The sequence below is a fragment of the Marinobacter sp. CP1 genome (assembly GCF_001266795.1).
Lineage (GTDB): Bacteria > Pseudomonadota > Gammaproteobacteria > Pseudomonadales > Oleiphilaceae > Marinobacter > Marinobacter flavimaris.
Genome location: NZ_CP011929.1, coordinates 2,130,981 through 2,156,319 on the forward strand (window position 1 = coordinate 2,130,981; position 25,339 = coordinate 2,156,319).

Genomic DNA, 25,339 nt, shown 5'->3' on the forward strand with positions numbered 1-25,339 from the left:
CTCCGGCACTCATGGTCTGTTACGGCGCATTAATGTAAAACCCTGTTAAACCGCTACACGGCGGCCTTTGCGGGTTTTTGTGATGCAGTTAACAGGTTTCGGGAAGTGCCTAGTGGCTTCACTTCCCGCTACTGATCTAATACGTCGCCGGCAAAGTCCGGGACTTGTTGCTATTTTGTTTGTCATCCAAGCGAAAATACCCTGTAACGCCCGGAGCCGATGTAATGACCCGAATGGTCACCTCCCTGTCTGCCCTGATTCTAAGCATTATTCTGCTGGTCAGTGGCAATGCATTCCTGATGACACTGCTGGGCATCCGTCTGAGTATCGAGGCGATATCGCCGGATATTATCGGCTGGATTCTGGTCTGCTATTCCATCGGTTTTGTGTTGGGTACGCTCTATGTTCACCGGATTATCGGCCGGGTTGGTCATATCCGGGCGTTCGCGGTGTTTGCCGCTGCTGCCGCTGTCACGTCGTTACTCTATCCGATGGCCGTTTCCGAGATTTTCTGGGCCGTTCTGCGGGTACTCTCCGGGTTCAGTATTGCCGGTGTGCTGGTGGTCATCGAGAGCTGGTTCTCCAGCCGTGCCACCAATGCCAACCGCGGTGCGTTGTTTGCGGTGTACCAGATTGTTTTTTATCTGTCCGCCGCCGGCGGCCAGCTCATCGTAAATATCGGCGACCCCGCCAATTTCATGCCTTTCTCGATTGCCGCGATCCTGTTGGCGCTGGCGCTGATGCCGCTGGCACTGACCAAAATGGAAGCGCCCGTTATTGAGCAGGTTCAGCGCATCTCCATTTTCACTTTGGCACGGGAATCCTTTTCCGGTGTTGCCGGCGCCCTGATCTGTGGCGTCATGATTGGCGGCTTTTATGCGCTTGGGCCGGTGTACGCAACACTGGTCGGGCTGGACGTTGCACGGACATCCACGTTCATGGCCAGTGCCATTGTCGCTGCCATGATCCTTGCCTGGCCGCTGGGCCGGCTCTGCGACCGTTTCGACCGGCGCCGCGTGATGTTCTGGATCGCTCTGGTAGCGGCTTCAGCGGCAGGCGGTGTCGGAGTTCTCGGGGCCGAAAACGCGTGGCTTTTGACCCTTCTGGTTGGTGTGTTCACGGGGCTTTCAGCCGCTTTGTACCCCGTAGCCGTGGCCATCACCAATGACCGTATGGAAAGCACCCGTATTGTGGCGGCCAGTGCCACGCTGTTGCTGAGTTACGGCGTTGGCAGTGTCATCGGGCCGGTTGTCATGGCGGAGCTGATCAATCTCCTGGGGCCGAAAGGCCTGTTCTTCGGTAATGCTGGCTTCCTGCTGCTGCTGGCCGTGATTACCAGCTACCGGATCAGTCATACTGAGGACGTTGCCGTTGCAGATCAGGAGCACTTTGTGCCTGCCATGCCGGAAGCGTCGCCGGTTCTTGCCGAGATCGATCCACGAAATACCGAATTCCATGAGTCTCCTGAAGTCGAGGAGATGCACGAAGAGCAGCGTCAGGCGAGCTGACGCTGCTTTCGGTTTTCCCCGATTTTGTTTTTACTTCCGTATCTGTTTTTATCACAATGGTTAGCATACTATTGGTGACTTTCCGATAATGTGATTAATTGGCCGAAGGCGCGGCAGCGCCCGGCCCGGGCCAAGCCCTCTTTTGATATGGAGTGACGACAAATGAGAGACCAGTTTCCTTTTGCGGTAGCGCGGGTTACCCGGCGCTGGAGAAAAATGCTGGACGAGCGCCTGAAGGATCTGGGCGTCACCCAGGCGCGCTGGAGCACGATGGTGTACCTGGAAAAAGGCGGTGAGGGCCTCACACAGCGTGAGCTGGCAAGCCTGATGGCGATCGAGAATCCGACTCTGGTGCGACTGCTGGACAGTCTCGAGCAACAGAATTTGATTGAGCGCCGGCCCTGCCCGAACGATCGCCGTGCGCGGCGGCTGCATCTGACCAACGCCGGCCGGGCGTTTATGGATGACCTTTCCGAGCGAGCCGAGGTGCTGCGCGAGGAAATGCTGGAAGGCATCAGCGACAAAGAGATCGAGTGCACCGTAAAGGTGTTCCACAAGATCCTGGAAAACGCCGAAAAGCAGAAATAACCCTTGGCTGATAACTCAGTTGAGGGCCTGAAAGCCCGCTACGGGGATCGCTGGCGTTGGCTGGCGGTGGCCACGGTGATGATAGGCACCATGGCTACCGTACTCAGCGCCACCGTAGTCAACGTGGCGTTGCACGATATCATGGTGGAGTTCGGCATTCGCCAGGGCCAGGTTCACTGGCTGGCAACGGGCTTTATCGCCGCCATGACCACCACCATGCTGGCCTCCTCCTGGCTGCTGGATCACTTCGGGGTTCGCAAGACCCTTGCCGTAGCCATGTTTCTCTTTACCCTGATTTCCCTTGCCGGCGGTTTTGCCGAGACGCCGGGGCAGCTTATCGCCGCCCGGATCGGCCAGGGTGCCATGGCCGGCCTGATGCAGCCCATGGGCATGTATCTGGTGTTCCGGATTTTCCCCCGCGATCGCCGCGGCCAGGCCATGGGTATCTACGGTATGGGGGTGATTCTGGCCCCGGCCCTCGGTCCGGTGCTGGGAGGCTTTCTGGTTGATCAGCTGGACTGGCGCTACGTGATGTTTGCACCGGCTCCGGTCACGCTGCTGGGTGTTTTCATGGCCTGGCGCTTCCTGCCCTTGCCGGTGTCCCGGCCAGCCCCCTATCGCTTTGACCTCCCCGGCCTTGTATTGCTCGGGTTTACCATCGCCCTGTCGCTCGATGCTCTGAACCGGTTGCAACAGGCGGCAGGCCAGAAGAGCTGGATCTTGATCGAAGGGCTACTGGCCCTCGGCGGGCTGCTGCTATTCATACTGCGTGAGCGACAAACTGCCCATCCTCTGGTGAACATTGCCCTGCTGCGCAAGCCGGTCTTTGTTTTCGCCTGCCTGGGTGCCATGGCACTGGGGCTGGCGCTGTTCGGATCCACCTACCTCATTCCATTGTTCGTACAGACAGCTCTGGGCTTCAGCGCAACGGAGGCAGGTTTGCTGATGCTGCCTGCTGGTATTGTCCTGGGTATGACGTTTCCGTTGGCCGGCCGCATGGCCGACAGGCACAGTGCCCGGGGTTTGGTGGTGTTCGGTATTGGGGCATTTGCCCTTTCCGCCGTGCTGTTCGCGCTGTCCGATCTCGAGCTCGCCTTTGGCTGGCTGGTGCTCTGGACAGTGCTGGGCCGCATCGGTATCGGTTTCATGCTCCCGGCCCTCTCGACCGGCGCCCTGAATCCGCTGGAGCCACAGGAGCTGGGGGCCGGCTCGAGCACGCTTAACTTCATGCGCCAGCTCGGTGGCGCCTTTGGCGTTAACCTGGTGGCACTGACCATTGAATTTGGCGAGCACACCTCCGGGATGCCCACGATCAACGCGTTCCACTCGGCCTGGTGGCTGGTGGCGGCATTCGTAGCGGTTGCGGCGATCCCGGTGTGGCGAATGCGGGTCTAGGAAGACCTTTGGTTGCGGCCCCGCGCCGGATTCATTATCATGCCGGCATCTCTTCAGGGGAGTAGCCTCCGCATCGGATTGTCCGAGCGGATGATAGTCAACATACTTGGGGCCAAATCCCCATGGCTATCATGTCTCACCGCAACACCGGTGATATTGGCAAGACCTGAGGCGGTTTCACCTCCATTGGGCGGAAGGTGGGCTGCCTCATGTCTGGTTATCCGCCCTGGAGTTTTTCATGGACGCTTTTCTCGCCTCGACGGTTGCTGTTGCCATAGCGGAAATTGGTGACAAGACCCAGTTGCTCTCGCTTTTCCTGGTTGCCCGATACGCCACCCGCCTGCCTATTATTCTCGGCATTTTTGTCGCAACGGTTCTCAATCACGCCTTATCTGCCTGGCTCGGTGCCTGGGTCGCTTCTTTCATTCCGGAAGCCTGGTTGCCGTGGATTCTGGCCGGCAGTTTTGTCGCGATCGCGCTCTGGTTGCTGGTGCCGGACAAGGACGACAGCGACGATTCAAAGTTCCTGGGCATGGGGGCGTTCATGGCCACTACCATCATGTTCTTTCTGGCGGAGATCGGCGACAAGACGCAGGTTGCGACCGTCGTTCTCGCTGCCAGGTTTACCGAGACGTTCTGGGTTATTCTGGGCACCACGGTGGGTATGCTGCTGGCCAATATACCGGTTATCATGGCGGGACGCTGGCTGATGGAGAGGTTGCCCCTCGCCACAGCGCGGATTGGTGCAAGTGTGTTGTTTGTGGCACTTGCCGTCGTAACAGTATGGGCGACCTATATGAACTCCTGAGGGTACTTGCTGTCACTGTACCCGGTTGCCTGATGCTTTCGGAACGTTTTCTATGTGGTTCAGATTTTTAGCGGTTTTTTCTCTGGCACAGTTTCTGGTGTTCCCGACCGTCGTGTTTGCGGAGGCTCAGGATGCTGCCAGCGACCCGGAATCCCCCGAGGAGCCGGATCGAAGCCCTCGTGTGCCCACATTCCCTGTCCAGGGGGATCTGGCCGGAGAGCTCGGTGTTTTTGAAACCCGTTATGAGGACACCTTTGCCGCCATTGGTAACCGTTTGGCCATGGGGTACCTGGAGCTGGTCAAGGCCAACCCTGGTGTGGACCCCTGGCTACCCGGCGACGGCACCACCATCACCCTGCCGCGCCAGTACGTGCTGCCGGACGCCCGGCGGGAAGGCATCGTTATCAATCTTGCCGAGTACCGCCTGTATTACTTCACCGATGAGGGGGTGCAGGTTTACCCCGTGGGCGTTGGCACGGCAGAGAATCCGTCGCCTCTGACCGATGCCGAGGTCACCATGCCACTTGAGTCCCCGGCCTGGTATCCGCCTGCGAGCATTCGAGCAGAGTACGAGGCGTCCGGAGACTATCTGCCCAGGATGATTCCGCCCGGCCCCGGCAACCCGCTTGGCACCCACGCCCTGCTCCTGAGTGAAAAAGGCTATCTGATCCACGGTACCAACAAGAAATTTGGCGTCGGCATGCCGGTCAGCCATGGTTGTTTCCGGATGTACAACGAGGATATCTCCCGGTTCGTGTATCAGGTCGAGAAGGGCACGCCGGTCCAGGTTGTCCACGACGCCGTCAAGATCGGTTTTTCGGATGGCGAGGTCTGGCTGGAAGTCCACCGTCCCCATGAAGACTACCCCCGCGAAGATCGAGAGCGCTTGTGGCAACAGGTGTTCGCTGAAGTTGAAGCTTTCCGGAGCCGTCATCCGGACGTCGAGGTCAAACGCGGTGCCATTGAACTGGCCGTCGACCAGGCGGATGGCCTGCCGACCATGATTGGTGAGCGGGTGACCCGGATGGCCGCCGACAAGACCGTGGAAGACAAGTCGCCGGAATCGGCCAAGGAGCCGGAGCAGCGGCTATACTTCTGATGCGGTGCGCTGAACACGGTTGCCGGCCTGTGTAGGACAGAACCGCGGCCCCGCTGCCATCGTATCTGTATCAAGTTGAATTTCTTCCGGATCCGGGGAGGCTTTATGCAGGCACACCGTCCCATGCGATCACAGAATCCCGCCCGCTTCCGGGCCTGGGCTCTGGTATTCCTGGCAGGTGTGCTGCTAGCGCTGGCGTCCCTGGCCCATCAGGTTTTTGCCCAGCAGAAATCCTCCGAAACTGCTCTGGTACTCACCGTTGAGGGGGCTATCGGCCCAGCCACCATGGACTACGTGACCCGGGGCATCCGCCGCGCGGAATCCGAGGGTGCCGGTCTGGTGATTATCGAAATGGATACGCCCGGCGGCCTGATGGATTCCATGCGGGACATCATCAAGGTGATCCTGGCCTCCGACGTTCCTGTCGCGACCTATGTTTCCCCGCAGGGCGCCCGGGCTGCCAGCGCAGGCACCTACATTCTGTATGGCAGTCACATTGCCGCCATGGCGCCTGCCACCAACCTGGGATCGGCCACGCCGGTCCAGATGGGTGGGCTGCCGGGTAGCCCTGAACCCGAGAGCGATCCGGCCTCCGAAGCTCCGACCTCCGAGGAAGGGTCGGATTCCGCCTCCGAATCGTCATCCGACAATGAGCGTCAAGCCGGCGACGACGAAGGCAAACGGCGCGGAGGTACCGCCATGGAGCGCAAGGTTCTGGAGGACGCGGTCAGTTACATCCGCGGCCTGGCCGAACGCCATGGTCGCAACGCCGACTGGGCTGAAGAGGCCGTCCGTGAGGCTGTAAACCTCGGTGCCGAAGAGGCGCTGGAGAAGAACGTCATTGACGTGGTCTCCCCCAACCTCCGGGATCTGTTGCAGCAAGTGGATGGACGCACCGTTCGCATGGCGTCAGGCGACAGGACCCTGAACACGGCCAATATGGAAATCGTCCGATCCCAGCCGGACTGGCGCACCCGCCTCTTGTCGGTGATTACCAATCCGAACGTGGCCTACTTTCTGATGATCATCGGCTTCTACGGCATCATCTTCGAGCTGGCCAACCCCGGTGCCGTCGTGCCCGGCGTGATTGGCGCGATTTCGCTGATCCTTGCGCTATTCGCCTTCCAGGTCCTGTCGGTGAATTATGCCGGCCTGGCCCTCATTCTGCTCGGGTTGGCGTTCATCGTGGGCGAGGCTTTTGTGCCCAGTTTCGGGATACTGGGGGTTGGCGGGATTGTCGCCTTCGTGACTGGCTCGATCATCTTGATGGACGGCAGTCACCGGGATATTTCCCTGCCGACCATTGGCGGCACGGCCGTCGTGGCTGCCGGTTTTATCCTGTGGACGGTGACACGGTTTATCGGGCTGCGTCGACGGCATCCGGTCAGTGGTGCTGAACAGATTACCCACGAGGAAGGTGTGGCGCTGGATGACTTCTCCGGAGACCATGGTCATTTTCGCGGCCACGTCCGTCTGAGCGGTGAGCGGTGGAACGCCATCAGCGAAGGACCGGTCAACGAAGGTGACCGGGTTCAGGTGACAGCAATCGAGGGTTTGACGGTAACCGTCAGGGTTATTCCGGACAACGGCTGACCTGGCAGACAAAGTAACGGCAATACAAGGAGGCCGTATGATTGGCGATCTGATTCCCTATTTGGCACCCACGGTGGTGTTACTGCTGATTCTCGCTTCGGCCATCAAGATCCTGCCGGAGTATGAGCGGGGCGTCGTGTTCTTTCTCGGTCGGTTCCAGGGTGTTAAAGGCCCGGGGCTGATCATTGTGATTCCCGGCATTCAGCAGATGGTGCGGGTGGACCTGCGGGTCATCACTCTGGATGTGCCCAGCCAGGATGTCATTTCCCGGGATAACGTGACGGTGCGAGTGAATGCCGTGCTTTATTTCCGTGTCGTGGATCCGGAGCGGGCCATTATCCGGGTGGAGGATTTCAATTCCGCTACCAGCCAGCTTGCCCAGACAACTCTCCGGTCGGTGCTGGGTAAGCACGACCTGGATGAAATGCTGTCAGAACGGGACAAGCTCAATTCCGATATCCAGGAGATCATCGATGCCCAGACGGAGGAATGGGGCATCAAGGTGGCCAATGTTGAAATCAAGCATGTGGATCTCAACGAATCGATGATTCGTGCCATTGCCCGCCAGGCGGAGGCCGAGCGTGAGCGTCGTGCCAAGGTCATCCACGCCGAGGGCGAATTGCAGGCGTCCAGAAAGCTGGTGGAAGCGGCGGATGTCATGTCTACCAATTCCGGCTCCATGCAGTTGCGTTATCTCCAGACCCTGGCGGATATGAGCAACACAAACTCATCCACTATTGTGTTCCCTCTGCCCATGGAACTGATGACCACATTCCTGAAGGAGAACAAGCCCTTTACGCCGGACAAACCCGAACCGGAAAAGCCCGATTCCGGGGCATAAAAAAAGGCCGGCAATGCCGGCCTTTCGGTTACGTATCAGCCTTATTTCTGGCTGGCACGCTCGAGCATACGCTTGGCACGCTCGTTTGCTTCGTCAGCGGCTTTCTGGGCTGCCTTGGCAGCGGCCAGAGCTTCTTCTGCAGTCTGCTGGGCAGTACGTGCAGAGCTTGCAGCGCTGTTAGCGGTGTTCAGAGCATTTTCTGCAGTGCGCTCAGCGGAGCTGGCGGTTGCATTTGCTTCGTCGATAGCGCCCTGGTCAGTGGTGGCACAACCTGCAGTCAGAGCAGTGGCCAGTGCAATCCCGGCGATCGTCAGTTTACGCATTGTAAATCCCCTTATTGGTCGAGTTATTTCCTGTGATCCGAAAGTCAGTATAGACGACTTCCTGTCAACCTGCGCAGCAAAGTTTGTCAGGCAATGACTACCGGAGTCGTTAAATAGTGTAAAACACTGTAAGTGGGAATGTTAACTACAGATACGTAAATTTGCTAAGCATATGACAACAACTTAATGCGGCTGTCAGGTTTGGCTCATGGGTGAATGCTGATGGGGGTTCCGTTGGACACCAGTTGCCAGATTTCGTCCATCTCTTCGTTGGTGACGGCGATGCAGCCATCAGTCCAGTCCAGGCCGGTATAGGCAAAGGCCATGTCGCCCACGTTATTGGGCAGGCCATGGATCATGATGCTGCCACCGGGATCCAGGCCCCAGGCGGACGCCAGTTCCTGATCCCGCTCACTGGGATAGGAGATGTGGATGGATTTGTAGAAATCGCTCTTGGCATTGCGCCAGTCCAGGGTGTAATCGCCCTCCGGTGTGCGCTCGTCACCCTCGTACAGCTTATGGCCTTCCGGATTGTCGCCCAGGGAAATGCGGTAGCTGCGAACCACGTCCTCGCCATCCATCAGGTACAGACGGCGCTCTCCCTTGCGAACTACCACCCTACTGACGTTCTGAATGTCCGCGGGCTCATACATGGTGGCAACCGGCATCCGGGTGTCGGCCTTGGCCAGCAGCTCGGTTGCAAAGGCGGTTGGAGCGGCCGCCATGCAGAGCAGGGCGAGGCTGGATAACAGGGCGCGGAAAATGCTCATGTCCTTAACTTACCAATGATTAATCTTTGTACAGGCGTTTTATACCATAGCCCGCAAGGGATCTGTTAAGGGGTTTTGTTAACTTTTTTGGCTATCTGGTTCGCTGATCAACCATTTTGTGAATTGTCCATCTTCAGTCCCACCTTGGTTACCTGGTCAGCACTGGTGGCCCGGGCCACCAGCGTTACCGGGCCAAGGGTAACCACGTCACCGACAACCGGGTGCCCCTTGGTGCGCCTCGCAAAGCATTCAGCCAGGGACAGTTCCGGAGGCAGATCGTCGAATTCAATGCCATAAACCTGCTCGACGTCACCCAGCAGGGCATCGCCGTTGAGCACAAAATCTCCGAAAAATGCCCGTTCAGCCAGGTACTTGGGCGCGTGGCGGCCGCTCAGGGCCTTGCCGAGTTCCGGCAGCACACTGGGGGTTGCGAACATCGCCACCATGTCGCCACTGGAAACTTCCAGATCGGCTTTCGGCTGCAGGCAAACCCGGTTCCGGAAGACGCCGGCGACGGCGGTGTTCTCGGGAAACCGCAGCTGGCTCAGCCGCCGCGGCGTCTGCCAGATTTCGCCCCGCAGCGGGAAGAGCATCAATTCGTGGTCGCCAGCGGCCGGCGCATCCAGGGGCAGCCTTCGATAGGGATCCTCTCCGGCAGGAACTTCCAGGCGAAGTTTCCGGGCCAGGGGCGTCATGGTGGTGCCCTGAACCAGGAGTGAGACCAGCACGATAAAGAAAGCCGCGTGGAAGACCAGTTGAGCTTCCGGCAAGTCAGCGATGATCGGGAACAGGGCCAGTACAATCGGCACCGCACCCCGGAGGCCGACCCAGCTGATGAAACCAAGCTCGCGGCGATTGAAGGCAAACGGCCAGAGGGTGAGCATGACCGTCAGCGGGCGGATAATGAAGATCAGCGAGAGGGCCAGGATCAACCCGCCGCCGGCCAGCGGAATCAGATCGGAGGGCGTTACCAGCAGTCCGAGCATCAGGAACAGGCACAGTTGGGCCAGCCATGCCAGACCATCGTGCACCTGCAGGATCATCGGCATCATCCGGACATGGCGGTTACCGATCACCACCCCGGTCAGATAAATGGCCAGAAATCCGCTGCCGCCGAGGGCGTTTGTGGCAGAAAACACCGAGATGCCAGCAGCGGCGACCAGAAGGGGATACAGCGAAGGCGTCAGGCGGATCCGGTTGGCCAGCTCAACCACGGCGAAGCCGCCAATAATCCCGGCAACGGCGCCGACACCGAACTGCTGCACCAGCATGGTCAAGACCGCCCAGCCCGCGTGGTCGCCTTCGTTACCGATGAGCGTGACCAGCATCAGGGTCAGGAAAATCGCCATGGGGTCGTTACTGCCGGATTCGATCTCCAGGGTGGCACTGACCCGTTCGTTCAGGTGCAGGCCCCGCCCCTGAAGCAGTGAAAACACGGCTGCGGCATCGGTGGATGAGATGATGGCGCCAATCAGCAGGGCCGTCAGCCAGTGCAGGTCGAACACCCACCAGGCCACAACTGCGGCACCAGCGGCGGTCATCGCGACCCCGAGCGTAGCGAGCACCAGGGCGGGTTTCAGCCCCACGCGGAAGGTTTCGGCACGGGTGCGCATGCCGCCGTCCAGCAGGATCACGCCCAGCGCCAGATTGGCAATCAGGAACGCGAGCTCGAAATCGTCGAACTGGATGCCACCCGGGCCGTCCTCGCCCATCATCATGCCGACCACCAGAAAGATCAGCAGCACCGGCATGCCCACCCGGCTGGAAAGCGGGCTGAGCACGATACTGATGACCAGCATCAGGGCGCCAATCAGAGTCAGGGTGGGATCCATTGTTGCTCCAGACAGAATGCTTGCCCATTGCCGGGCGGACCGCTTATATTGCTTTCGCGGCCCTTTTTTTGCGGGTGTAGTTCAATGGTAGAACGGCAGCTTCCCAAGCTGCATACGAGGGTTCGATTCCCTTCACCCGCTCCACTTCATTGCCGCTCGACTGTATCTCTAGTGTAGTTTGAGTCGGGGTTGCATGGCACGGCTGATTTTATCCATCAGCCAGATAATCCCGGTGCGGAACATGCCGTGCAGGGCTACCTGATGCATTCGGTAGAGGGACAGATAGAACATGCGGGCCACCTTGCCCTCGATGTACATGCTGCGGCCGGACAGGTTGCCCATCAGATTGCCGACGGTGGTGTAGCGGCTGAAATTGATCAGCGAACCGTGGTCGTTGTAGACGAAGGGCACCGCCTCGCCATTGTCCAGGCGGTTGCAGAGGGTCTTGAACAGGGTGTCTGCCTGCTGGTGCGCAGCCTGGGCCCGGGGGGGCACCGGCAGGTCGGAATCCGGTTGCGGACAGGCAGCGCAGTCGCCGAAGGCGAAGATATTGGCATCCTGGGTGGTTTGCAGGGTCTGTTCCACCACCAGTTGATTGCTCCGGTTCACCTCCAGACCTTCCAGCTCGGCCAGGAAGGCCGGGGCCTTGATGCCCGCTGCCCAGATGGTCATTTCCGAGGGTAATTCGGTGCCGTCTTTCATCACGACCGTACTGGGCCTGACTTCACTTACCGGCTGGCCGGTCAGCACTTTCACCCGCTGGTGTTCCAGCTCCCTGGTGGCCGCTGCAGACAGCCGGCCAGGCAGGGCGGGAAGAATACGGTCGGCAGCCTCGATCACGGAAATGGAAACGTCCGAGGGCTGAAGGTGGTTCATGCCGTACACCGGCAGTTCGCGAGACGCCAGTCGCAATTCTGCTGCCAGTTCCACACCGGTGGCACCCGCGCCAATGATGCTGATATTCAGGGTATGCTCAGCCCCCTGCAACGCCTCGTGATTCTTGCGCAGAAAGGCGTTGAGCATCAGGTTGTGGAAGCGCCGGGCCTGTTTGAGGCTGTCCAGGAACAGGCAGTTGTCCTGGGCGCCGGGCGTGCCAAAGTCGTTGGCGGTGCTGCCCACGGCAATCACCAGTGTGTCGTAGGGGATATGGCGTTCGGGGACGACCTCTGTGCCGTCGACATCGTGGAACGGGGCTATGACCACTTTCTTGCTATCGCGGTCCAGTCCGCTCATGCGGCCGAGCTGGAATTCGTAATGGTGTTTGCGGGCATGGGCGCGGTAGTTGATCTCGTTCGCGCTGGCATCCAGGGAACCGGAGGCAACTTCGTGCAGCAGGGGTTTCCAGACGTGGGTCAGACCGGAATCCACCAGCGTGATTCTGGCTTTTCCCTTTTTACCCAGTTTGTTGCCGAGGCTGGTAACAAGTTCGAGACCGCCGGCGCCACCGCCGACCACAACAATGTGATGAAGGTTATCCATACCAATCAGACCTGTAAGTGAAGAGAGCCAAGCACTCTTCAGGCGAGAATGCTTGGCTGTCCTCACTCGGAACCAGACGAGCAGCCGGAATTCGATCGGGAAACAGGGCGGGGCCTGAGCCGGGCAATAATGTTAACGCGCCCGGACCTGTGGGTACAATTCTACGGAAGTGCTGTTTCCTTCCGGCCTGGCGCTCGCGAACCTGTGGGTGGCGCGCTCGCCGGAGCCGCAGAAGGAACAGCGGGTCTAATGCTGGGTGCGATACCCGTCCAGGATGGCGGCCATATCGTCACCAAGGTCTTTCATGGCTTGCGGATCCAGATTGCGTTCACCCATGGATCTCAGGCCCATGATCTGCGCCTGCAGGAGCCGGGCAAGTCGACGGCTGTCTACGGATTGCGCCAGCTCCCCTTTCACCCGAGCCTGCTCTACCAGGTCTGCAAGAGATCCCTCGATCGCGGCTAGAATGCTGTTAGCCTGGTCCGCCAGGGCCGAATGCGTATTGCTGGATTCCAGCAGCGTTTTCACGATCATGCAGGCTCGTGAGGGTGCCGCGCTTCCGTCTCCGCAACTGCAGGCGATGCCGCGTAGATAGTCCTGAAGGCCGTCAACAATGGAATCAAAACCCTTGAGGTGAACGGCCAACTCCCGGCCGCCCTGTTCCGCATAGGCGGCCAGTGCTTCTGAAAACAGACCGTCCTTGCTGCCAAACGTGGCGTAGATGCTGCCCGGCCGCATATCGAGGGCCTGCTCGATCTGCTTCATGGAGCTGCCGTGATAGCCCTTCTCCCAGAACAGGCCAACGGCCTTTTCCAGAGCGGTTTTTCGGTCATAGCGTGCGTGTCTGGCCATAACAACAATTCACCATCGTAGTGATTTGAATGACCGCTCAATTATATCTTGAATGACCGCTCAATAACAGTTAGCCTGAAGTAGTAATTGAGCAATCATTCAATAAAGGAGTTGGCAATGACAGATTTCCCCCTTCACGACAAAGACACTGCGCCGGAGAAATCCAGACCATTGCTGGACAACTCGCTCAAGGCGTTCGGCATGATTCCTGGCCTGCACGCGGTCATGGCGGAGGCGCCGGGCATCCTCGAGGGTTACCAGCAACTGCATCAACTGGTGCTGGACAGCAGCTTTGATAATGATGAAAAGACCGTCGTCTGGCAGACCATCAACGTGGAAAACGCCTGTCATTACTGCGTCCCGGCCCATACCGGCATTGCCAAAATGATGGACGTGTCTGACGACATTACCAATGCACTGAGGGACGAAACGCCGCTGCCGAGCGACAAGCTCGAGGCGCTGAGAACCTTCACTCTCGCAGTCATGCGCAAACACGGCAATGTCAGCAAAGAGGATCTGGACGCGTTTTATAAAGCGGGCTACCAGCACCGCCAGGTACTGGAAGTGATTCTGGTGTTGTCCCAGAAAGTCATGAGTAACTACGTCAACCACATTGCGGAGACGCCCGTTGATGAGCCGTTCAAGAAGTTTGAATGGCAGAAGAAGCAATAATCCGGGCTTCGCGGCAACGGGACGGGTCAGCCCGCGTCCGTTGCCAGTATGTTCGCCTGTCTTGATCGTTTTTTGGTCTCGAGCCGCTTGTCGACGCACCGGGTGTCGTCCTCGAGAATAACGACGCATTCCAGGCACTGAATGCATTCGTCGTAATCGATCCGGCCATCCTTGCGAATGGCATTGATACCGCACTCATTCTTGCAGTGCTGGCAGGGGTTGCCACAGAGCTCAACCCGGTCCAGCCAGCTGAACAAGCGTAACCGGCCGAGCGCCGCGAGGCCGGCGCCCAGCGGGCACAGGTAGCGGCAGTAGAATTTGTGGATGAACATGCCGATCACAAGCAGGCCGACGGCGTAGAGAACGAAGGGCCAGGAGCGAACGAAAAACAGGGTTATGCTGGTTTTGAATGGTTCCACCTCCGCCATTTTTTCGGCGACGGTCAGGGAGTAGAAAGCGGTGCCCACCAGAGCCAGCAGGATCGGATATTTGAGCAGAATCAGGCGCCGGTGCCAGTGCTCGGGCACTTTGATCTGGCGGAACTTCAGTTTCTCGCCAAGCCAGGCGGCCATTTCCTGCAGGGCGCCAAACGGGCAGAGCCAGCCGCAGAAAAGGCCACGGCCCCAGATGAACAGGGTTATGAATGTGTACACCCAGAGAATAAAGATGATCGGATCCAGCAGGAACACATTGAGAGAGAAACCGTCCCAGATCGCCAGGAACAGGGTGTAGATGTTAACCACCGAAAGCTGGCCCTGGGCGTAGAAGCCGATAAAGAACAGGGTGAAGAACAGAAATCCCCAGCGGAACCGGTGTACCAGCTTCGGGTTGCGGCTCAGGGTTTTCTGGCGGGCGAAGAACACGGTCAGAACGGTCAGGCCGATTACCAGCAGTGAAATCTGCCACCAACGTTCTTTCCAAAGGCCGATCCAGACCGGTTCACGGGTGTCCTCCGGGTTGGGAGCAACCTCGACGGTTTCGAACAGTTCTTCGTTGAAGCGAACCGGGATATTCAGGGACGTGCGGTCCACCATCAGGTGATTGCGGGCCAGTTCGACATTGAGCTTCAGATTGGCTTCCGCCCCGGGGTTGAAGCCGGCGTTACCGCCCACGCGGAACAGGTTTCCGGCATCGAATGACGGAATGCCGGCCGCCCGGAAATCGAGATTCTGGTCCAGCAGGTTGAGGTCGCGCATTTCCACGGCCAGGTTGTTCTGGGTGAGCCCAACACGGTCCGGAGAGCTGCCGGGCACGAACTCTCGGGAAACGTGGGGAAAGGCGCCCCGGGACATGACGGCCAGAACCTGTGCGCCGTCATCCAGCCGTTGCATGAGGCGCTGATAGCCATCGTCTCCAAGCAGGTTTCGTCCCACCATGGGCGAATTGATGTAGGCGAAGAAAAGCTCGGTAAAAGGTTCGCCGTCTGCGGGTTCGATGTCCATGGGGTAGTCTGAAAGAGGCCGGCCCAGCTCGGCCTCGATGGATTCGGCAGCAATCTGCCAGTGTCCGATGTAACCGCGATCCACCAGTTGCTGCCAGGACATGGGCTGGTAGAAATCCGGTTTCGCCCGTGTGGGTGCGCTCTGGGCAAAGCCCTCGAGTTTCTTGCGGGCCACCTTGAGGGCTGAAGAGAGCACGGTGTCGTTGATGATCAGGACCGAAACCGTGGCCTTGCTGACACCGTCAAAGTGCACCACGTTGCCGTCGCTGGTTCGTCCGGAACGGCTGGAGTTGGAGGTGCTGACAATAATCTGCTCTTGTAACGAATGCCCTTCGTATTGGTCTACAAAGTCGAACAGGGGGCCTTCGCCCAGGCCATGGAGAAAAACCGGCTCGTGGTGATTCAGCACCTTGATGCCGGTGAAACGCCCTTTGCTGTCGAGGCCGATCAGCATGCTGATCGGTTTGCCGGCAAAGCCCTGTAGGCGGCTATGGTCTGCGGTTTCGTAGGCATAGCCAAGCAGTTCCTGGAGTTGATACACCGGGTACACGGGAAAATCGGGCAGCTTGTCTTCAATGACCGTTGCCGAGGGAAACAGCTCCTGAATCAGCGCCCGCTTGCTGTCTGACAGCTCGGCGTGAACCGGGGGCACTAAAAACAGACAGGCAAGAAGGAGCACGATGCGCCCTGCCATGGGGTACTCCTGTGGTTCTTTTTGTTTGAACTTCCATGCTAGAGTTTTCGGCCCCGGGCTCAATGCGACCTCGGAGCCAGCTGAATGCTACTTTGTGAGGAGAAATGCCATGACCGACGCTACCTACACGCCACCCAAAGTCTGGAAATGGGACTCTGAGAGCGGAGGTCGGTTTGCCAGTATCAATCGCCCGATCGCCGGTCCGACCCACGACAAGGCGCTACCGGTTGGCAAGCATCCGTTGCAGCTTTATTCGCTGGCGACGCCCAACGGCGTGAAAGTAACGGTGATGCTGGAGGAGCTGCTGGAGCTGGGTATCAAGGACGCCGAGTACGATGCGTGGCTCGTCAGGATTACCGAGGGCGATCAGTTTGGCAGCGGGTTTGTGGAAGTGAACCCCAACTCCAAGATCCCGGCCATGGTGGACCACAGTGTCACCCCGTCCATCCGCCTGTTCGAATCCGGGTCCATCCTGCTTTACCTGGCGGAAAAATTCGGGGCGTTCCTGCCCAGTGACATCGCCGGACGCGCGGAGACCATGAACTGGCTGTTCTGGCAGATGGGCAGTGCGCCCATGCTCGGTGGCGGCTTCGGTCATTTCTACGCCTACGCGCCGGAATACTACGAGTACCCGATCAACCGCTACACCATGGAAGTCAAGCGTCAGCTGGATGTGCTCGACCGGCAGCTGGCCAATAACCGCTACATCGCGGGCGATGAATACACCATCGCCGATATGGCGATCTGGCCCTGGTACGGCGCCCTGGTGAAAAACAAGGTGTATGACGCGGCCGAGTTCCTGGAAGCCCACACCTATACCAACGTCATTCGCTGGGCGGATGAGATCGCCCAGCGCCCGGCGGTCAGGCGTGGCCGCATGGTCAACCGGGCCTGGGGTGAGCCGAGCAGCCAGCTGCACGAGCGTCACGACGCCAGTGATTTCGAGACCCAAACCCAGGACAAGATTGGTGACGGTGAATGAAGGTCGCGGTCTATTGCGGCTCCCGGTCCGGAAATGATCCGCTATACGCGGACAAGGCCCGGGAGCTGGGTGATTACTTCGGTCGAAATGGCATTGAGCTGGTGTTCGGTGGCGGGCACATCGGCCTGATGGGTGTTGTGGCGGATGCTGTCCTGGCCGCGGGCGGCCGGGTTCACGGGGTGATCCCCGAGCATCTGCGGGACCGGGAGCTGGCCCACTCCGGCCTGACCGAATTGCATGTGGTTAAAAACATGCACGAGCGCAAGGCCCTGATGGCCGATCTGGCCGATGGTTTCGTTGCGCTGCCGGGCGGGATTGGCACCCTGGAAGAGCTGTTCGAGGCCTGGACCTGGGGCCAGTTGGGGCTGCACCAGAAGCCCTGTGCCATCTACAACGTCAACGGGTTTTTTGACCCGTTGCTGGCGATGGCGGAGAACATGGAACGTGCCGGTTTTTTGCAGCAACAATACATCGACATGCTGATCCGGACCGACCAGCCAGATCGCCTGCATAGGGCTTTTCAGGACTATCAGGGCCCCGGGGAAAAGTGGTTGTGAGCGACCTCACTCCATCCGGCTGACTTTCGCCATCAAACGACGCCAGTCTATTGGTAGCCGGTTCTCCAGTTCCGCCAACACCGGGTCTTTCGGATGTACGGACTGGAAGTGCTGTTTGCTGGCGTAAACCACGGTGTTGTTGCTCTTGCTTCGGAAACCCAGAAGCACCGCAAAGTGCCGCTTGAGCCGCCGGAAGTAGGCCCCTTCGACATCCGGTGTTCTGTGGTAGTTCAGCACCAGCCAGCCATCGTCGGTCAGCACCCGCGTGCATTCATCAACGAACTGCTTCTGGGCCTGGGCAGGGCTCATCCGGTCTGCGTTATACAGGTCGGCCAGGATCATGTCCGTGCTCGCCTCCGGCAGCTTTTCCAGGGCATCCCGGGCATCGGCAATGGTGACCTCAAGGCGCTCACTGCCGGGCAGATCAAAAAATTCCCGGGCAGTGTCCAGTACCGCCTGGCGCAGTTCGACGGCGTGTATCCGACACTCGGGATAAAGATGGTGAAAGGCGCCGGCCATCACGCCGCCGCCCAGACCCAGAATGGTGACGTGGCGAGGGTTGGCAAAGACCGCCGGCAGCATCATGGCCCGGTTGTACTCATGAACTGGCAGATAGGGAAATCGGCGATCAATCTTGCTTTGCTCGAACACCGAATTGAAGGTAAGCACCCGGTGTTTGCGGTAATCGACCACCAGAATGCTGCCCAGGGCATCCCGGGTGTGGTGGATAATCTCGCCTTTGTTGAACATGCCGGCTTACCGGCCGGATTCTTCGAACAGGCGCTTTACGCTGTCGGTTTTTGCCAGCGACAGAGCGGTATTGCCGTTGCTGTCCTTCGCTTCGCGATCGGCGCCTTTTTCCAGCAGAAGACGTACCGTTTCCGGGTGGCCGTGCTTGCTGGCCAGGATCAGCAGGGTCTCGCCCTCGCTGGTGCGCATGTTCACCGGGACACCGGCATCAAGCATCACGCTCAGAGGTCCGGCACCGCCGTTGCGGGCCAGTTCGAAAATACCCTGGGCGAAGGCAACCGCATCCTCGTCTTTCTGGTTCGCGGGTTGTTGCGGCTTGCCGGGCTTCTGTTGGCTCATCGGGGCTCCGTGGTCAGTTCAATCGATTTTGTGTTAAAAACGTATTATCACAGAATGAGACTGTCCCAGACACAGTCAATGAGCCCAAGGCTAAAAACGACAGGAGGCAACGCCGTGAAACTACAGGTTGAAGGCATCGAAGAAGGCCAGCCGATTCCCGAGAAGTTCGCATTCGGGGTATACAGCGAAGATGACCACATGAGCTTCGGTCCCAACCGGAACCCCGAAGTTGTCTGGGACGGTGCGCCCGAGGGCACGAAAAGCTTCGTGGTGATGATGTTTGATCCGGACGTGCCCAGCGTTGCGGATGATGTAAACCAGGAAGGCAAGACGGTTTCCAGGGACATCCCGAGGGTCGATTTTTTCCACTGGCTGCTGGTTGATGTGCCTGCCGGCACCACCCGGATTCCGGAAGGCGAAGACAGCGATGGCGTGATTCCCAAGGGCAAGGAGCCGGGGCCCGGCCCCATCGGTATCCGCGGCGTGAACAATTACACCCAGTTCCTGGCGGGCAATCCCGACATGAACGGCACCTACGCCGGGTACGATGGTCCCTGTCCGCCCTGGAACGATGAGATTATCCATCACTACCACTTCGAGGTGCATGCACTGGATGTGGATACCCTTGCCCTGGATGGCGAGTTCGATGGTAACGATGTGCGCGAAGCCATGGCAGGTCACGTACTGGCCAGCGCCCGGGTGACGGGTACCTACACCCTGAATCCGGACCTGCGCTAACGGATTCAGACACCGAGCAGTGATATTCCGGTAACCCAATCGGTTACCGGATAGCCATCGTTCCCTCCCCCTGATTCCTTTCTGAACGTCACAGAAGTGTCTTGTTGTTGTCATGTCCCCGTCACCCGGTCTTGCCAAGGTGTCAGCATCCGGAATGGTTGAAAGACGGGAGGCAAGATGCGGAGCTACCGGAGCGTTTTCATTTCCGATGTGCACCTGGGCACGGCTGACTGCCAGGCCGAGTATCTGCTGGATTTCCTGAACCAGGTCCGCTGCGAAACTCTGTATCTGGTGGGCGATATCATCGACCTGATTGCGATGCAGCGACGGGTTCACTTCCCGGATTCCCATCAGGCCGTCATTCACAAACTCATTGAGCTGGCGGCCAGTGGAACGCGGGTGGTCTATGTGCCCGGTAACCACGACGATTTCCTGCGCCGGTTCTGCGGCCAGACCATTGCCGGAATTGAACTGCAGTACAAAGCTGTGCATACCACGGCTGATGGTCGACGCTTCATGGTCTGCCACGGCGACCAGTTTGATCAGGTGGTGCGATGCAGCCCACTGATGCTTCTGGTCGGTGACCGTGCCCACGGTATCCTGCTCCGCCTGAACCGCTGGTTCAACGCCTGGCGCCGGCTCAAGGGCAAGCCTTACTGGTCGCTCGCAGCCTGGGTAAAGAGCAGAATCGGCAAGGCGCGCACGTTCATCCGGCGGTTTGAACTGGCGGCGCTGACGGTCGCGGAAAAGGGCAACTACGACGGTTTCATCTGCGGCCACATCCACTCCGCCGGCTTCCTGCGCAGCGAAGATGGTCTTTACTGCAATGACGGCGATTGGGTAGAACACTGCACGGCGCTGGTGGAGCAGGAGAACGGCACACTGGAGCTGCTGCATTGGTCGGAAAACCCCAATGTTCTGGCCAGAGAGCCTGACGCCCCGCATCCGGATGTGTGTGGAGACGCCCGGCCGGTGATTGATGCCCTGCCCACAGCGTTCGTGGAGCAGGTCAACCGGCTCGTCAGCTGAGCAGAGGTGTGCGGCGACCTCGGTCGCCCACCCTGGCACTCGCTCAGGCCGATCGAGGCTTCAATATCCCTCCTTCAGGGTGGCTATTTTTCATAACGCCATCGTATCCCTTATACTCCGTGTCCCTACCAGCCCTTCATAGGCTTTATGGCTGAATATACGACATCACAGACAAGCGGTTTTGCTGGCGCTGGCCCCGGAACCGGCGCCGCCAGTCATCGCGCGCGTCGTTTCAATGCCTGGACGGTCAGCACCCTCGTGATCGCCCTGCTGGTTGCGATGCCAGTGCTGGTCATCCTTGCCCATGTGTTTTTCCCGTCCGGTGAAGTCTGGCAACACCTTGTCAGCACGGTTCTTGGAAGATACCTCAGTAACACCGTGGTGCTCAGTGTCTCTGTGGCCGTAGGAACCACCCTGATTGGCACTGCCTGTGCCTGGCTGGTGGTTATGTGCCGGTTTCCCGGCAGGCGGCTGTTCGAGTGGGCCCTTCTGCTGCCGCTGGCGGTGCCAACCTACGTTATTGCCTATGCTTACACGGATTTCCTGCAGTTTGCGGGGCCATTACAAAGCGCCTTGCGCGACTGGTTCGGCTGGGAGTTTGGCGACTATTACTTTCCAGATATCCGGTCCCTGGGCGGTGCTGCCCTGCTGATTACCATGGTGCTCTACCCCTACGTGTACCTGCTTGCCCGGGCATCGTTCATGGAGCAGTCGGTAAGTGCACTTGATGTTGGCCGCACTCTCGGCCTGGGGCCGTGGCGTATGTTCAAACGCATTGCTCTGCCGCTGTCCCGTCCTGCGATCATCGGTGGCGTTTCGCTGGTCCTGATGGAAACACTGAACGAGTTCGGGGCAGTCCAGTTCTTTGGCGTCGATACCTTCACCACAGGAATCTACCGGACATGGTTTGGCCTGGGTGAGCCGGTTGCAGCGGCTCAGCTCGCAGCCTGCCTGCTGGTGTTCGTGGTTCTTGTTGTTGTTCTGGAACGCGTTTCTCGCGGTGGCAAGCAATACCATACCTCGGCACGGTATCAGGCATTGCCCGAGTATTCGCTGAATTCAGGTCAGGCTGCGCTCGCCTTTGCAGTGTGTTTCCTGCCTGTTCTTATCGGTTTTATTGTTCCGGCCCTGATTCTGCTGGAAATGGCGATTACGACCGGTGACAGCCTTTTTGGGACGCGTTTTCTGGAATTCGCGTTCAACAGTCTGATACTCGCCTCAAGCGCGGCGCTGGTTGCCGTTACGCTTGCGGTAATGCTGAGTTACGGCGCGCGGCTGAATCCCAGCTCCTGGGTCCGGAGTGCGAACCGGATTGCAGCCATGGGCTATGCCATCCCCGGGTCTGTCATTGCCGTTGGCATCATGATTCCGCTGGCCTGGCTGGATCAGAAGCTCAATCTCTTTCTTCGTGACAACTTTGGTTTCATGGTGGGTCTGGTACTCAGTGGCAGCGCTTTTGTCCTGATCTACGCCTACACGGTGAGATTCCTGGCCGTCTCCTTCAATACGGTTGAGGCCAGTCTGGGGAAGGTTACGCCCTCAATGGACGCAGCTGCGCGAACCCTCGGTCAAACCGCCGGTGGTACCTTGCGCAAGGTTCATACGCCGATCATGCGCAGTAGCCTGCTGGCGGCCGGTATACTGGTGTTTGTGGACGTGATGAAGGAGTTGCCGGCGACCATCATACTCCGGCCGTTCAACTTCGATACCCTGGCGGTCCGTGCCTACAGCCTGGCCTCTGACGAGCGATTAGCCGAGTCGGCCATGTCATCCCTGGCCATTGTTGTGGTCGGGATCATTCCCGTGGTCATTCTGAGCCTGGCGATGCGTCGGTCCCGCCCGGGAAGTAAAACGGGGTAGCCACGGTTTACTCGGCGAAGAGAAAAACCTGCGACATATCCAGCTCAAGCGAGACAGCCTGTCCCTGTTCCGGCAGAAACACCCCGGGCACTTTTGCATGCAGGTGCATTTCCTGCCCGTCTGGCCCGTGAGCACAAATGTGCAACAGACTGGTCGGGCCGAGCAGTCGGGACATCAGAACATGGCTGTTGCGGTCATCACCGGCCTGTCCTTCAAGTTGCCTGACTTTGACCGCCTCCGGACGTATCAGAATTCGAACGCTGCTGCCGTCCTCAAAACCTTTAGCCTCCAGGTGGCCCAATGGCGTTGTCACCACGCCGTTGTGGACAACGCCGCGATGTTCGTTCACCTGCCCGAAAAAGTTGACCACGAACGGCTCGGCAGGATTGCAGTAGAGGTCTGTAGGAGTCCCCGTTTGCACGATCTCTCCGTCTCGCATAAGTGCGATCCGATCCGCCATGAACATGGCTTCCTCCGGGTCATGAGTAACCAGAAGAGTGGCCGTGTTCAGCTCTTTCAGCACATGCAGTGTATCGTCCCGAATCTGGTCGCGCAGCCGGGCGTCGAGGCTGGAGAAGGGTTCGTCCAGCAGCATGACCCGTGGCGACGGAGCAAGAGCCCTGGCCAGGGCTACCCGCTGCTGCTGACCGCCTGAGAGGGTATGTGGGTAAACATTGGCGGCATCGGCCATGCCCAGGCGCCCCAACAGTTCGAGTGCGCGCGTACGTTGCTGCTTTTTCGGCATGGAGCTGATGCCGAAGCAGACGTTCTCCAGCACCGTCAGATGGGGGAAGAGTGCAGATTCCTGGAATGCCAGGCCCACATTCCGCTTTTCCGGGGGTACCTGCACGCCACCGGGTGCCGAAACCAGGGAGCTGCCGAGAAAGACTTTGCCGCGGGACGGCGTCTGGAGGCCTGCAGCGATACGCAGCAGCGTTGTTTTGCCGCAGCCAGAAGGGCCGAGGAGGCAGACAACCTCGCCTGCTTCCAGATGCAGGTTGATGTCTTTGACAACGCTATCGCCATGGAATTGGCAATGCACGCGGTCAAGCATCAATGACGGGCCCGACAGGCCGTTCTCGAGTTGGTCGCTGTAGGTTGGGCTTTCCTGATAAATGCTCATGGTGCCGATCCAGCCTCCCGGTTCAAACTCCAGTGGAGGTGCAATTGTAAGCTTGTTGCGTCTGATTGTGTATTGAATACGTAAAAGCGACTGATTCCTATTTATTGACTTCTATGCCCGGGTTCGTTTAAATCGCATCTAAATACTAATCGTTTTCACCTGCAATAGTAATTAGCAACCAAGGAGAGATCCCGTGGTATCTCATAAAGCGAAGTTGGCAGCCGCTGCCCTGGCAACAACACTGGCAGCAACGAGTGTCTCCGCGAGTGAAGTCAACCTCTACTCTGCGCGGCACTACGATTCGGACCAGGCAATTTATAACGCCTTCACCGAGGAGACCGGCATCAAGGTCAACCTGATTGAGGGCAAGTCCGATGCGTTGATCCAGCGAATCCAGCGAGAAGGTGTCGCCAGCCCGGCGGATATCCTGATTACCGTTGACGCGGGTAACCTCTGGCGAGCCGACCAGGAAGGCATCTTCCAGCCGGTGGATTCCGAAGTTCTGAACAGCCGTCTGCCGGATTCCCTGCGTCATCCGGAAGGGCATTGGTTCGGCTTCAGTCAGCGTCTGCGCGTGATCTACTACGATCGTTCAGACTTTGATCCTTCCCGGATCAGTCAGTACGAGGACCTGGCCAAGCCGGAATTCAAGGGCGAGATCTGCATCCGGTCCTCCAGCAACATCTACAACCAGTCATTGCTGGCAAGCATGGTTGAGTACCACGGCGAAGAAGGCGCTGAGGAGTGGGCGCAGGGCGTAGTCAATAACATGGCCCGTGATCCCCAGGGTGGTGACACCGATCAGATCCGCGCTGTGGCTGCCGGTGAATGCAACCTGGCGGTTGGCAACCATTACTACTACGCGCGCCTGCTGAACTCTGATGATGTTGCAGACCGTGAAGTGGCCCGGGAGGTTGGCATTATCTTCCCGAACCAGGATGGCCGTGGTGTTCACGCCAACATCGGTGGTGCGGGTGTGGTGGCTACCGCGCCTAACCGCGACAACGCTGTCCGGTTCCTGGAGTTCCTGTCCTCCGATACCGCCCAGCAGATCTTCGCTGAGAGCAATCACGAGTTCCCGGCGGTAGACGGTGTACTGAAGAATCCGGTGCTGGATTCCTGGGGCAACCTGAACATTGATGACATCAATGTGAGCGTACTGGGCACCAACAATCCGGAAGCGGTGAAGATCTTCGACCGTGTGGGCTGGCGTTAATCGAAGTATCACGAAATTGATCGCAGATTACGCTTGAGAGAGCGTGCCCAAGGGCCGGATGTTGGTAAGACATCCGGTCCTTTTTATTTTATCGAGGCACCGGCTGTGCTTCCTGTTACCTGATGAGCGGGTAGAATAGCCGGATGACCCGATCGCCGCTGGTTTTCCGTCTCTCCTTTCTTGCCATTGTCGCGTTTTTGATGGCCACGATCTGGCTTCTGCTGCGTCAACTGGGCATGCCTGCCAGCTTTGCACCAACGGTGCTGTCTGAATGGTTTGCCAGTCAGGGGGCTCTTGGACCGGTATTACTGATGCTCCTGATGGTTCTTGCTGTCGTGGTCGGGCCAATACCCACGTTGCCGATCAGTGCGGCGTCCGGCCTGGTTTACGGAATGTTCAACGGAACGGCAATCGCGGTAGCCGGTGCACTGGCGGGTTCGCTGATTGCCTTTTATCTGGCGCGAGTGCTTGGTCGCGATGCTGTTCAGCAGAAGCTCGAAAACAACCCGGTATTCTCGGCCAGAGGGTCACAGCGGTTCCTGTTTATTGCAGTCCTCCTCACCCGGTTAATCCCGGTGTTCTCCTTCGCCCTGATCAGCTATGCCGCCGGCGTAACGGCGATACACCTTTGGCGTTACGCCTTGGCAACGGTTATTGGAATGTTACCCATGACCTTTGTGTTTGCCGGGTTGGGGCATACCCTCGAGCTTAACCCCACCCTGACCGTTATAGCGGCAGCTACGGTATTGCTGGTCATGAGCACGTTGCCCCTTTACCTGCGGCATCGCCCACATTCCCGTCTGGCTCGCTGGCTGCAGCTGGATGGAAGGGTCTGATGCCCGCTGCAGAT

General features: G+C 58.8%; 24 protein-coding genes, 1 tRNA gene and 1 riboswitch. Of the genes, 16 read left to right on the forward strand and 9 right to left on the reverse strand.

What is annotated here, in order from left to right; all coding sequences use genetic code 11:
• The first annotated feature begins 224 nt into the window (after positions 1 to 224).
• The 7 genes from ACP86_RS09840 to ACP86_RS09870 all read left to right on the forward strand — a co-directional run bounded on the left by ACP86_RS09840 (position 225) and on the right by ACP86_RS09870 (position 7,832).
• Positions 225 to 1,508, forward strand: a complete 1,284-nt coding sequence (locus ACP86_RS09840) for an MFS transporter (RefSeq protein ID WP_053113506.1) — start codon at positions 225 to 227, stop codon at positions 1,506 to 1,508.
• A gap of 162 nt (positions 1,509 to 1,670) precedes the next feature.
• Complete coding sequence (locus ACP86_RS09845; RefSeq protein WP_008176821.1) at positions 1,671 to 2,096, forward strand: MarR family transcriptional regulator; 426 nt, start codon at positions 1,671 to 1,673, stop codon at positions 2,094 to 2,096.
• 3 nt (positions 2,097 to 2,099) lie between these two features.
• Positions 2,100 to 3,491 carry an MDR family MFS transporter gene (locus ACP86_RS09850; protein ID WP_053113508.1) on the forward strand — a complete coding sequence of 464 codons (1,392 nt, stop codon included), beginning with the start codon at positions 2,100 to 2,102 and terminating at the stop codon, positions 3,489 to 3,491.
• A 46-nt stretch (positions 3,492 to 3,537) separates the two neighbouring features.
• Positions 3,538 to 3,725, forward strand: a riboswitch (yybP-ykoY riboswitch).
• A gap of 4 nt (positions 3,726 to 3,729) precedes the next feature.
• Positions 3,730 to 4,299 carry a TMEM165/GDT1 family protein gene (locus ACP86_RS09855; protein ID WP_014578946.1) on the forward strand — a complete coding sequence of 190 codons (570 nt, stop codon included), beginning with the start codon at positions 3,730 to 3,732 and terminating at the stop codon, positions 4,297 to 4,299.
• 52 nt (positions 4,300 to 4,351) lie between these two features.
• Positions 4,352 to 5,398, forward strand: coding sequence for a L,D-transpeptidase family protein (locus ACP86_RS09860; RefSeq protein WP_053113510.1), 1,047 nt, complete (start codon positions 4,352 to 4,354; stop codon positions 5,396 to 5,398).
• 105 nt (positions 5,399 to 5,503) lie between these two features.
• On the forward strand, positions 5,504 to 6,991 hold the full coding sequence (locus ACP86_RS09865) for an NfeD family protein (RefSeq protein ID WP_053113511.1): 1,488 nt from the start codon (positions 5,504 to 5,506) through the stop codon (positions 6,989 to 6,991).
• 37 nt (positions 6,992 to 7,028) lie between these two features.
• Entirely contained in the window at positions 7,029 to 7,832 is an 804-nt protein-coding gene (locus ACP86_RS09870; protein ID WP_053113513.1) for a slipin family protein, read from the forward strand.
• Positions 7,833 to 7,873: 41 nt separating this feature from the next.
• Here the strand turns inward: ACP86_RS09870 and ACP86_RS09875 are convergent, their stop codons facing one another.
• The 3 genes from ACP86_RS09875 to ACP86_RS09885 all read right to left on the reverse strand — a co-directional run bounded on the left by ACP86_RS09875 (position 7,874) and on the right by ACP86_RS09885 (position 10,757).
• Positions 7,874 to 8,155: an Lpp/OprI family alanine-zipper lipoprotein gene (locus ACP86_RS09875; RefSeq protein ID WP_014578950.1), complete on the reverse strand. Its 282-nt coding sequence runs from the start codon at positions 8,153 to 8,155 to the stop codon at positions 7,874 to 7,876.
• Positions 8,156 to 8,361: 206 nt separating this feature from the next.
• Positions 8,362 to 8,925, reverse strand: a complete 564-nt coding sequence (locus ACP86_RS09880; protein ID WP_053113515.1) for a L,D-transpeptidase family protein — start codon at positions 8,923 to 8,925, stop codon at positions 8,362 to 8,364.
• Positions 8,926 to 9,032: 107 nt separating this feature from the next.
• Positions 9,033 to 10,757, reverse strand: a complete 1,725-nt coding sequence (locus ACP86_RS09885) for a potassium/proton antiporter (protein ID WP_053113517.1) — start codon at positions 10,755 to 10,757, stop codon at positions 9,033 to 9,035.
• Between the two features lie 70 nt (positions 10,758 to 10,827).
• Here ACP86_RS09885 and ACP86_RS09890 point away from each other — a divergent pair.
• A tRNA-Gly gene (locus ACP86_RS09890) sits at positions 10,828 to 10,901 on the forward strand.
• Positions 10,902 to 10,925: 24 nt separating this feature from the next.
• On the opposite strand, the gene ACP86_RS09895 is transcribed toward ACP86_RS09890, so the two are convergent.
• Together ACP86_RS09895 and ACP86_RS09900 are read right to left on the reverse strand one after the other, a co-directional pair.
• Positions 10,926 to 12,236 (reverse strand): NAD(P)/FAD-dependent oxidoreductase, encoded by a 1,311-nt coding sequence (locus ACP86_RS09895; RefSeq protein ID WP_014578953.1) that lies wholly within the window; start codon positions 12,234 to 12,236, stop codon positions 10,926 to 10,928.
• Between the two features lie 246 nt (positions 12,237 to 12,482).
• The gene (locus ACP86_RS09900) at positions 12,483 to 13,088 is read right to left on the reverse strand and encodes a TetR/AcrR family transcriptional regulator (RefSeq protein ID WP_008176841.1); all 606 of its coding nucleotides are present in this window, start codon (positions 13,086 to 13,088) and stop codon (positions 12,483 to 12,485) included.
• 117 nt (positions 13,089 to 13,205) lie between these two features.
• On the opposite strand from ACP86_RS09900, the gene ACP86_RS09905 reads away from it, so the two are divergent.
• Positions 13,206 to 13,760 (forward strand): carboxymuconolactone decarboxylase family protein, encoded by a 555-nt coding sequence (locus tag ACP86_RS09905; RefSeq protein WP_008176843.1) that lies wholly within the window; start codon positions 13,206 to 13,208, stop codon positions 13,758 to 13,760.
• 26 nt (positions 13,761 to 13,786) lie between these two features.
• Here the strand turns inward: ACP86_RS09905 and ACP86_RS09910 are convergent, their stop codons facing one another.
• Entirely contained in the window at positions 13,787 to 15,895 is a 2,109-nt protein-coding gene (locus ACP86_RS09910) for a NosR/NirI family protein (RefSeq protein WP_053113519.1), read from the reverse strand.
• Positions 15,896 to 16,004: 109 nt separating this feature from the next.
• Here ACP86_RS09910 and yghU point away from each other — a divergent pair, with 109 nt between their 5' ends.
• On the forward strand, positions 16,005 to 16,877 hold the full coding sequence (gene yghU, locus ACP86_RS09915; protein ID WP_014578957.1) for a glutathione-dependent disulfide-bond oxidoreductase: 873 nt from the start codon (positions 16,005 to 16,007) through the stop codon (positions 16,875 to 16,877).
• A complete protein-coding gene (locus ACP86_RS09920) occupies positions 16,874 to 17,434 on the forward strand; it encodes a TIGR00730 family Rossman fold protein (RefSeq protein ID WP_053113521.1) in 561 nt (186 codons plus the stop codon). The genes yghU and ACP86_RS09920 overlap by 4 nt, the downstream gene beginning before the upstream one ends.
• 6 nt (positions 17,435 to 17,440) lie before the next feature.
• Here the strand turns inward: ACP86_RS09920 and ACP86_RS09925 are convergent, their stop codons facing one another.
• Together ACP86_RS09925 and ACP86_RS09930 are read right to left on the reverse strand one after the other, a co-directional pair.
• On the reverse strand, positions 17,441 to 18,184 hold the full coding sequence (locus tag ACP86_RS09925) for a spermidine synthase (protein WP_053113523.1): 744 nt from the start codon (positions 18,182 to 18,184) through the stop codon (positions 17,441 to 17,443).
• Positions 18,185 to 18,190: 6 nt separating this feature from the next.
• Positions 18,191 to 18,523 (reverse strand): ankyrin repeat domain-containing protein, encoded by a 333-nt coding sequence (locus ACP86_RS09930; protein ID WP_008176856.1) that lies wholly within the window; start codon positions 18,521 to 18,523, stop codon positions 18,191 to 18,193.
• Between the two features lie 114 nt (positions 18,524 to 18,637).
• Here ACP86_RS09930 and ACP86_RS09935 point away from each other — a divergent pair, with 114 nt between their 5' ends.
• The 3 genes from ACP86_RS09935 to ACP86_RS09945 all read left to right on the forward strand — a co-directional run bounded on the left by ACP86_RS09935 (position 18,638) and on the right by ACP86_RS09945 (position 22,150).
• A complete protein-coding gene (locus ACP86_RS09935; protein ID WP_008176858.1) occupies positions 18,638 to 19,261 on the forward strand; it encodes a YbhB/YbcL family Raf kinase inhibitor-like protein in 624 nt (207 codons plus the stop codon).
• Positions 19,262 to 19,438: 177 nt separating this feature from the next.
• Positions 19,439 to 20,290 carry a UDP-2,3-diacylglucosamine diphosphatase gene (locus tag ACP86_RS09940; protein ID WP_053113525.1) on the forward strand — a complete coding sequence of 284 codons (852 nt, stop codon included), beginning with the start codon at positions 19,439 to 19,441 and terminating at the stop codon, positions 20,288 to 20,290.
• Positions 20,291 to 20,437: 147 nt separating this feature from the next.
• A complete protein-coding gene (locus tag ACP86_RS09945; protein ID WP_053113527.1) occupies positions 20,438 to 22,150 on the forward strand; it encodes an ABC transporter permease in 1,713 nt (570 codons plus the stop codon).
• Positions 22,151 to 22,157: 7 nt separating this feature from the next.
• Here the strand turns inward: ACP86_RS09945 and ACP86_RS09950 are convergent, their stop codons facing one another.
• Positions 22,158 to 23,273 carry an ABC transporter ATP-binding protein gene (locus ACP86_RS09950; RefSeq protein WP_053113529.1) on the reverse strand — a complete coding sequence of 372 codons (1,116 nt, stop codon included), beginning with the start codon at positions 23,271 to 23,273 and terminating at the stop codon, positions 22,158 to 22,160.
• A 193-nt stretch (positions 23,274 to 23,466) separates the two neighbouring features.
• Here ACP86_RS09950 and ACP86_RS09955 point away from each other — a divergent pair, with 193 nt between their 5' ends.
• Complete coding sequence (locus ACP86_RS09955; protein WP_053113531.1) at positions 23,467 to 24,489, forward strand: Fe(3+) ABC transporter substrate-binding protein; 1,023 nt, start codon at positions 23,467 to 23,469, stop codon at positions 24,487 to 24,489.
• Positions 24,490 to 24,632: 143 nt separating this feature from the next.
• On the forward strand, positions 24,633 to 25,325 hold the full coding sequence (locus tag ACP86_RS09960) for a TVP38/TMEM64 family protein (protein WP_053113532.1): 693 nt from the start codon (positions 24,633 to 24,635) through the stop codon (positions 25,323 to 25,325).
• Positions 25,326 to 25,339 lie beyond the last annotated feature (14 nt).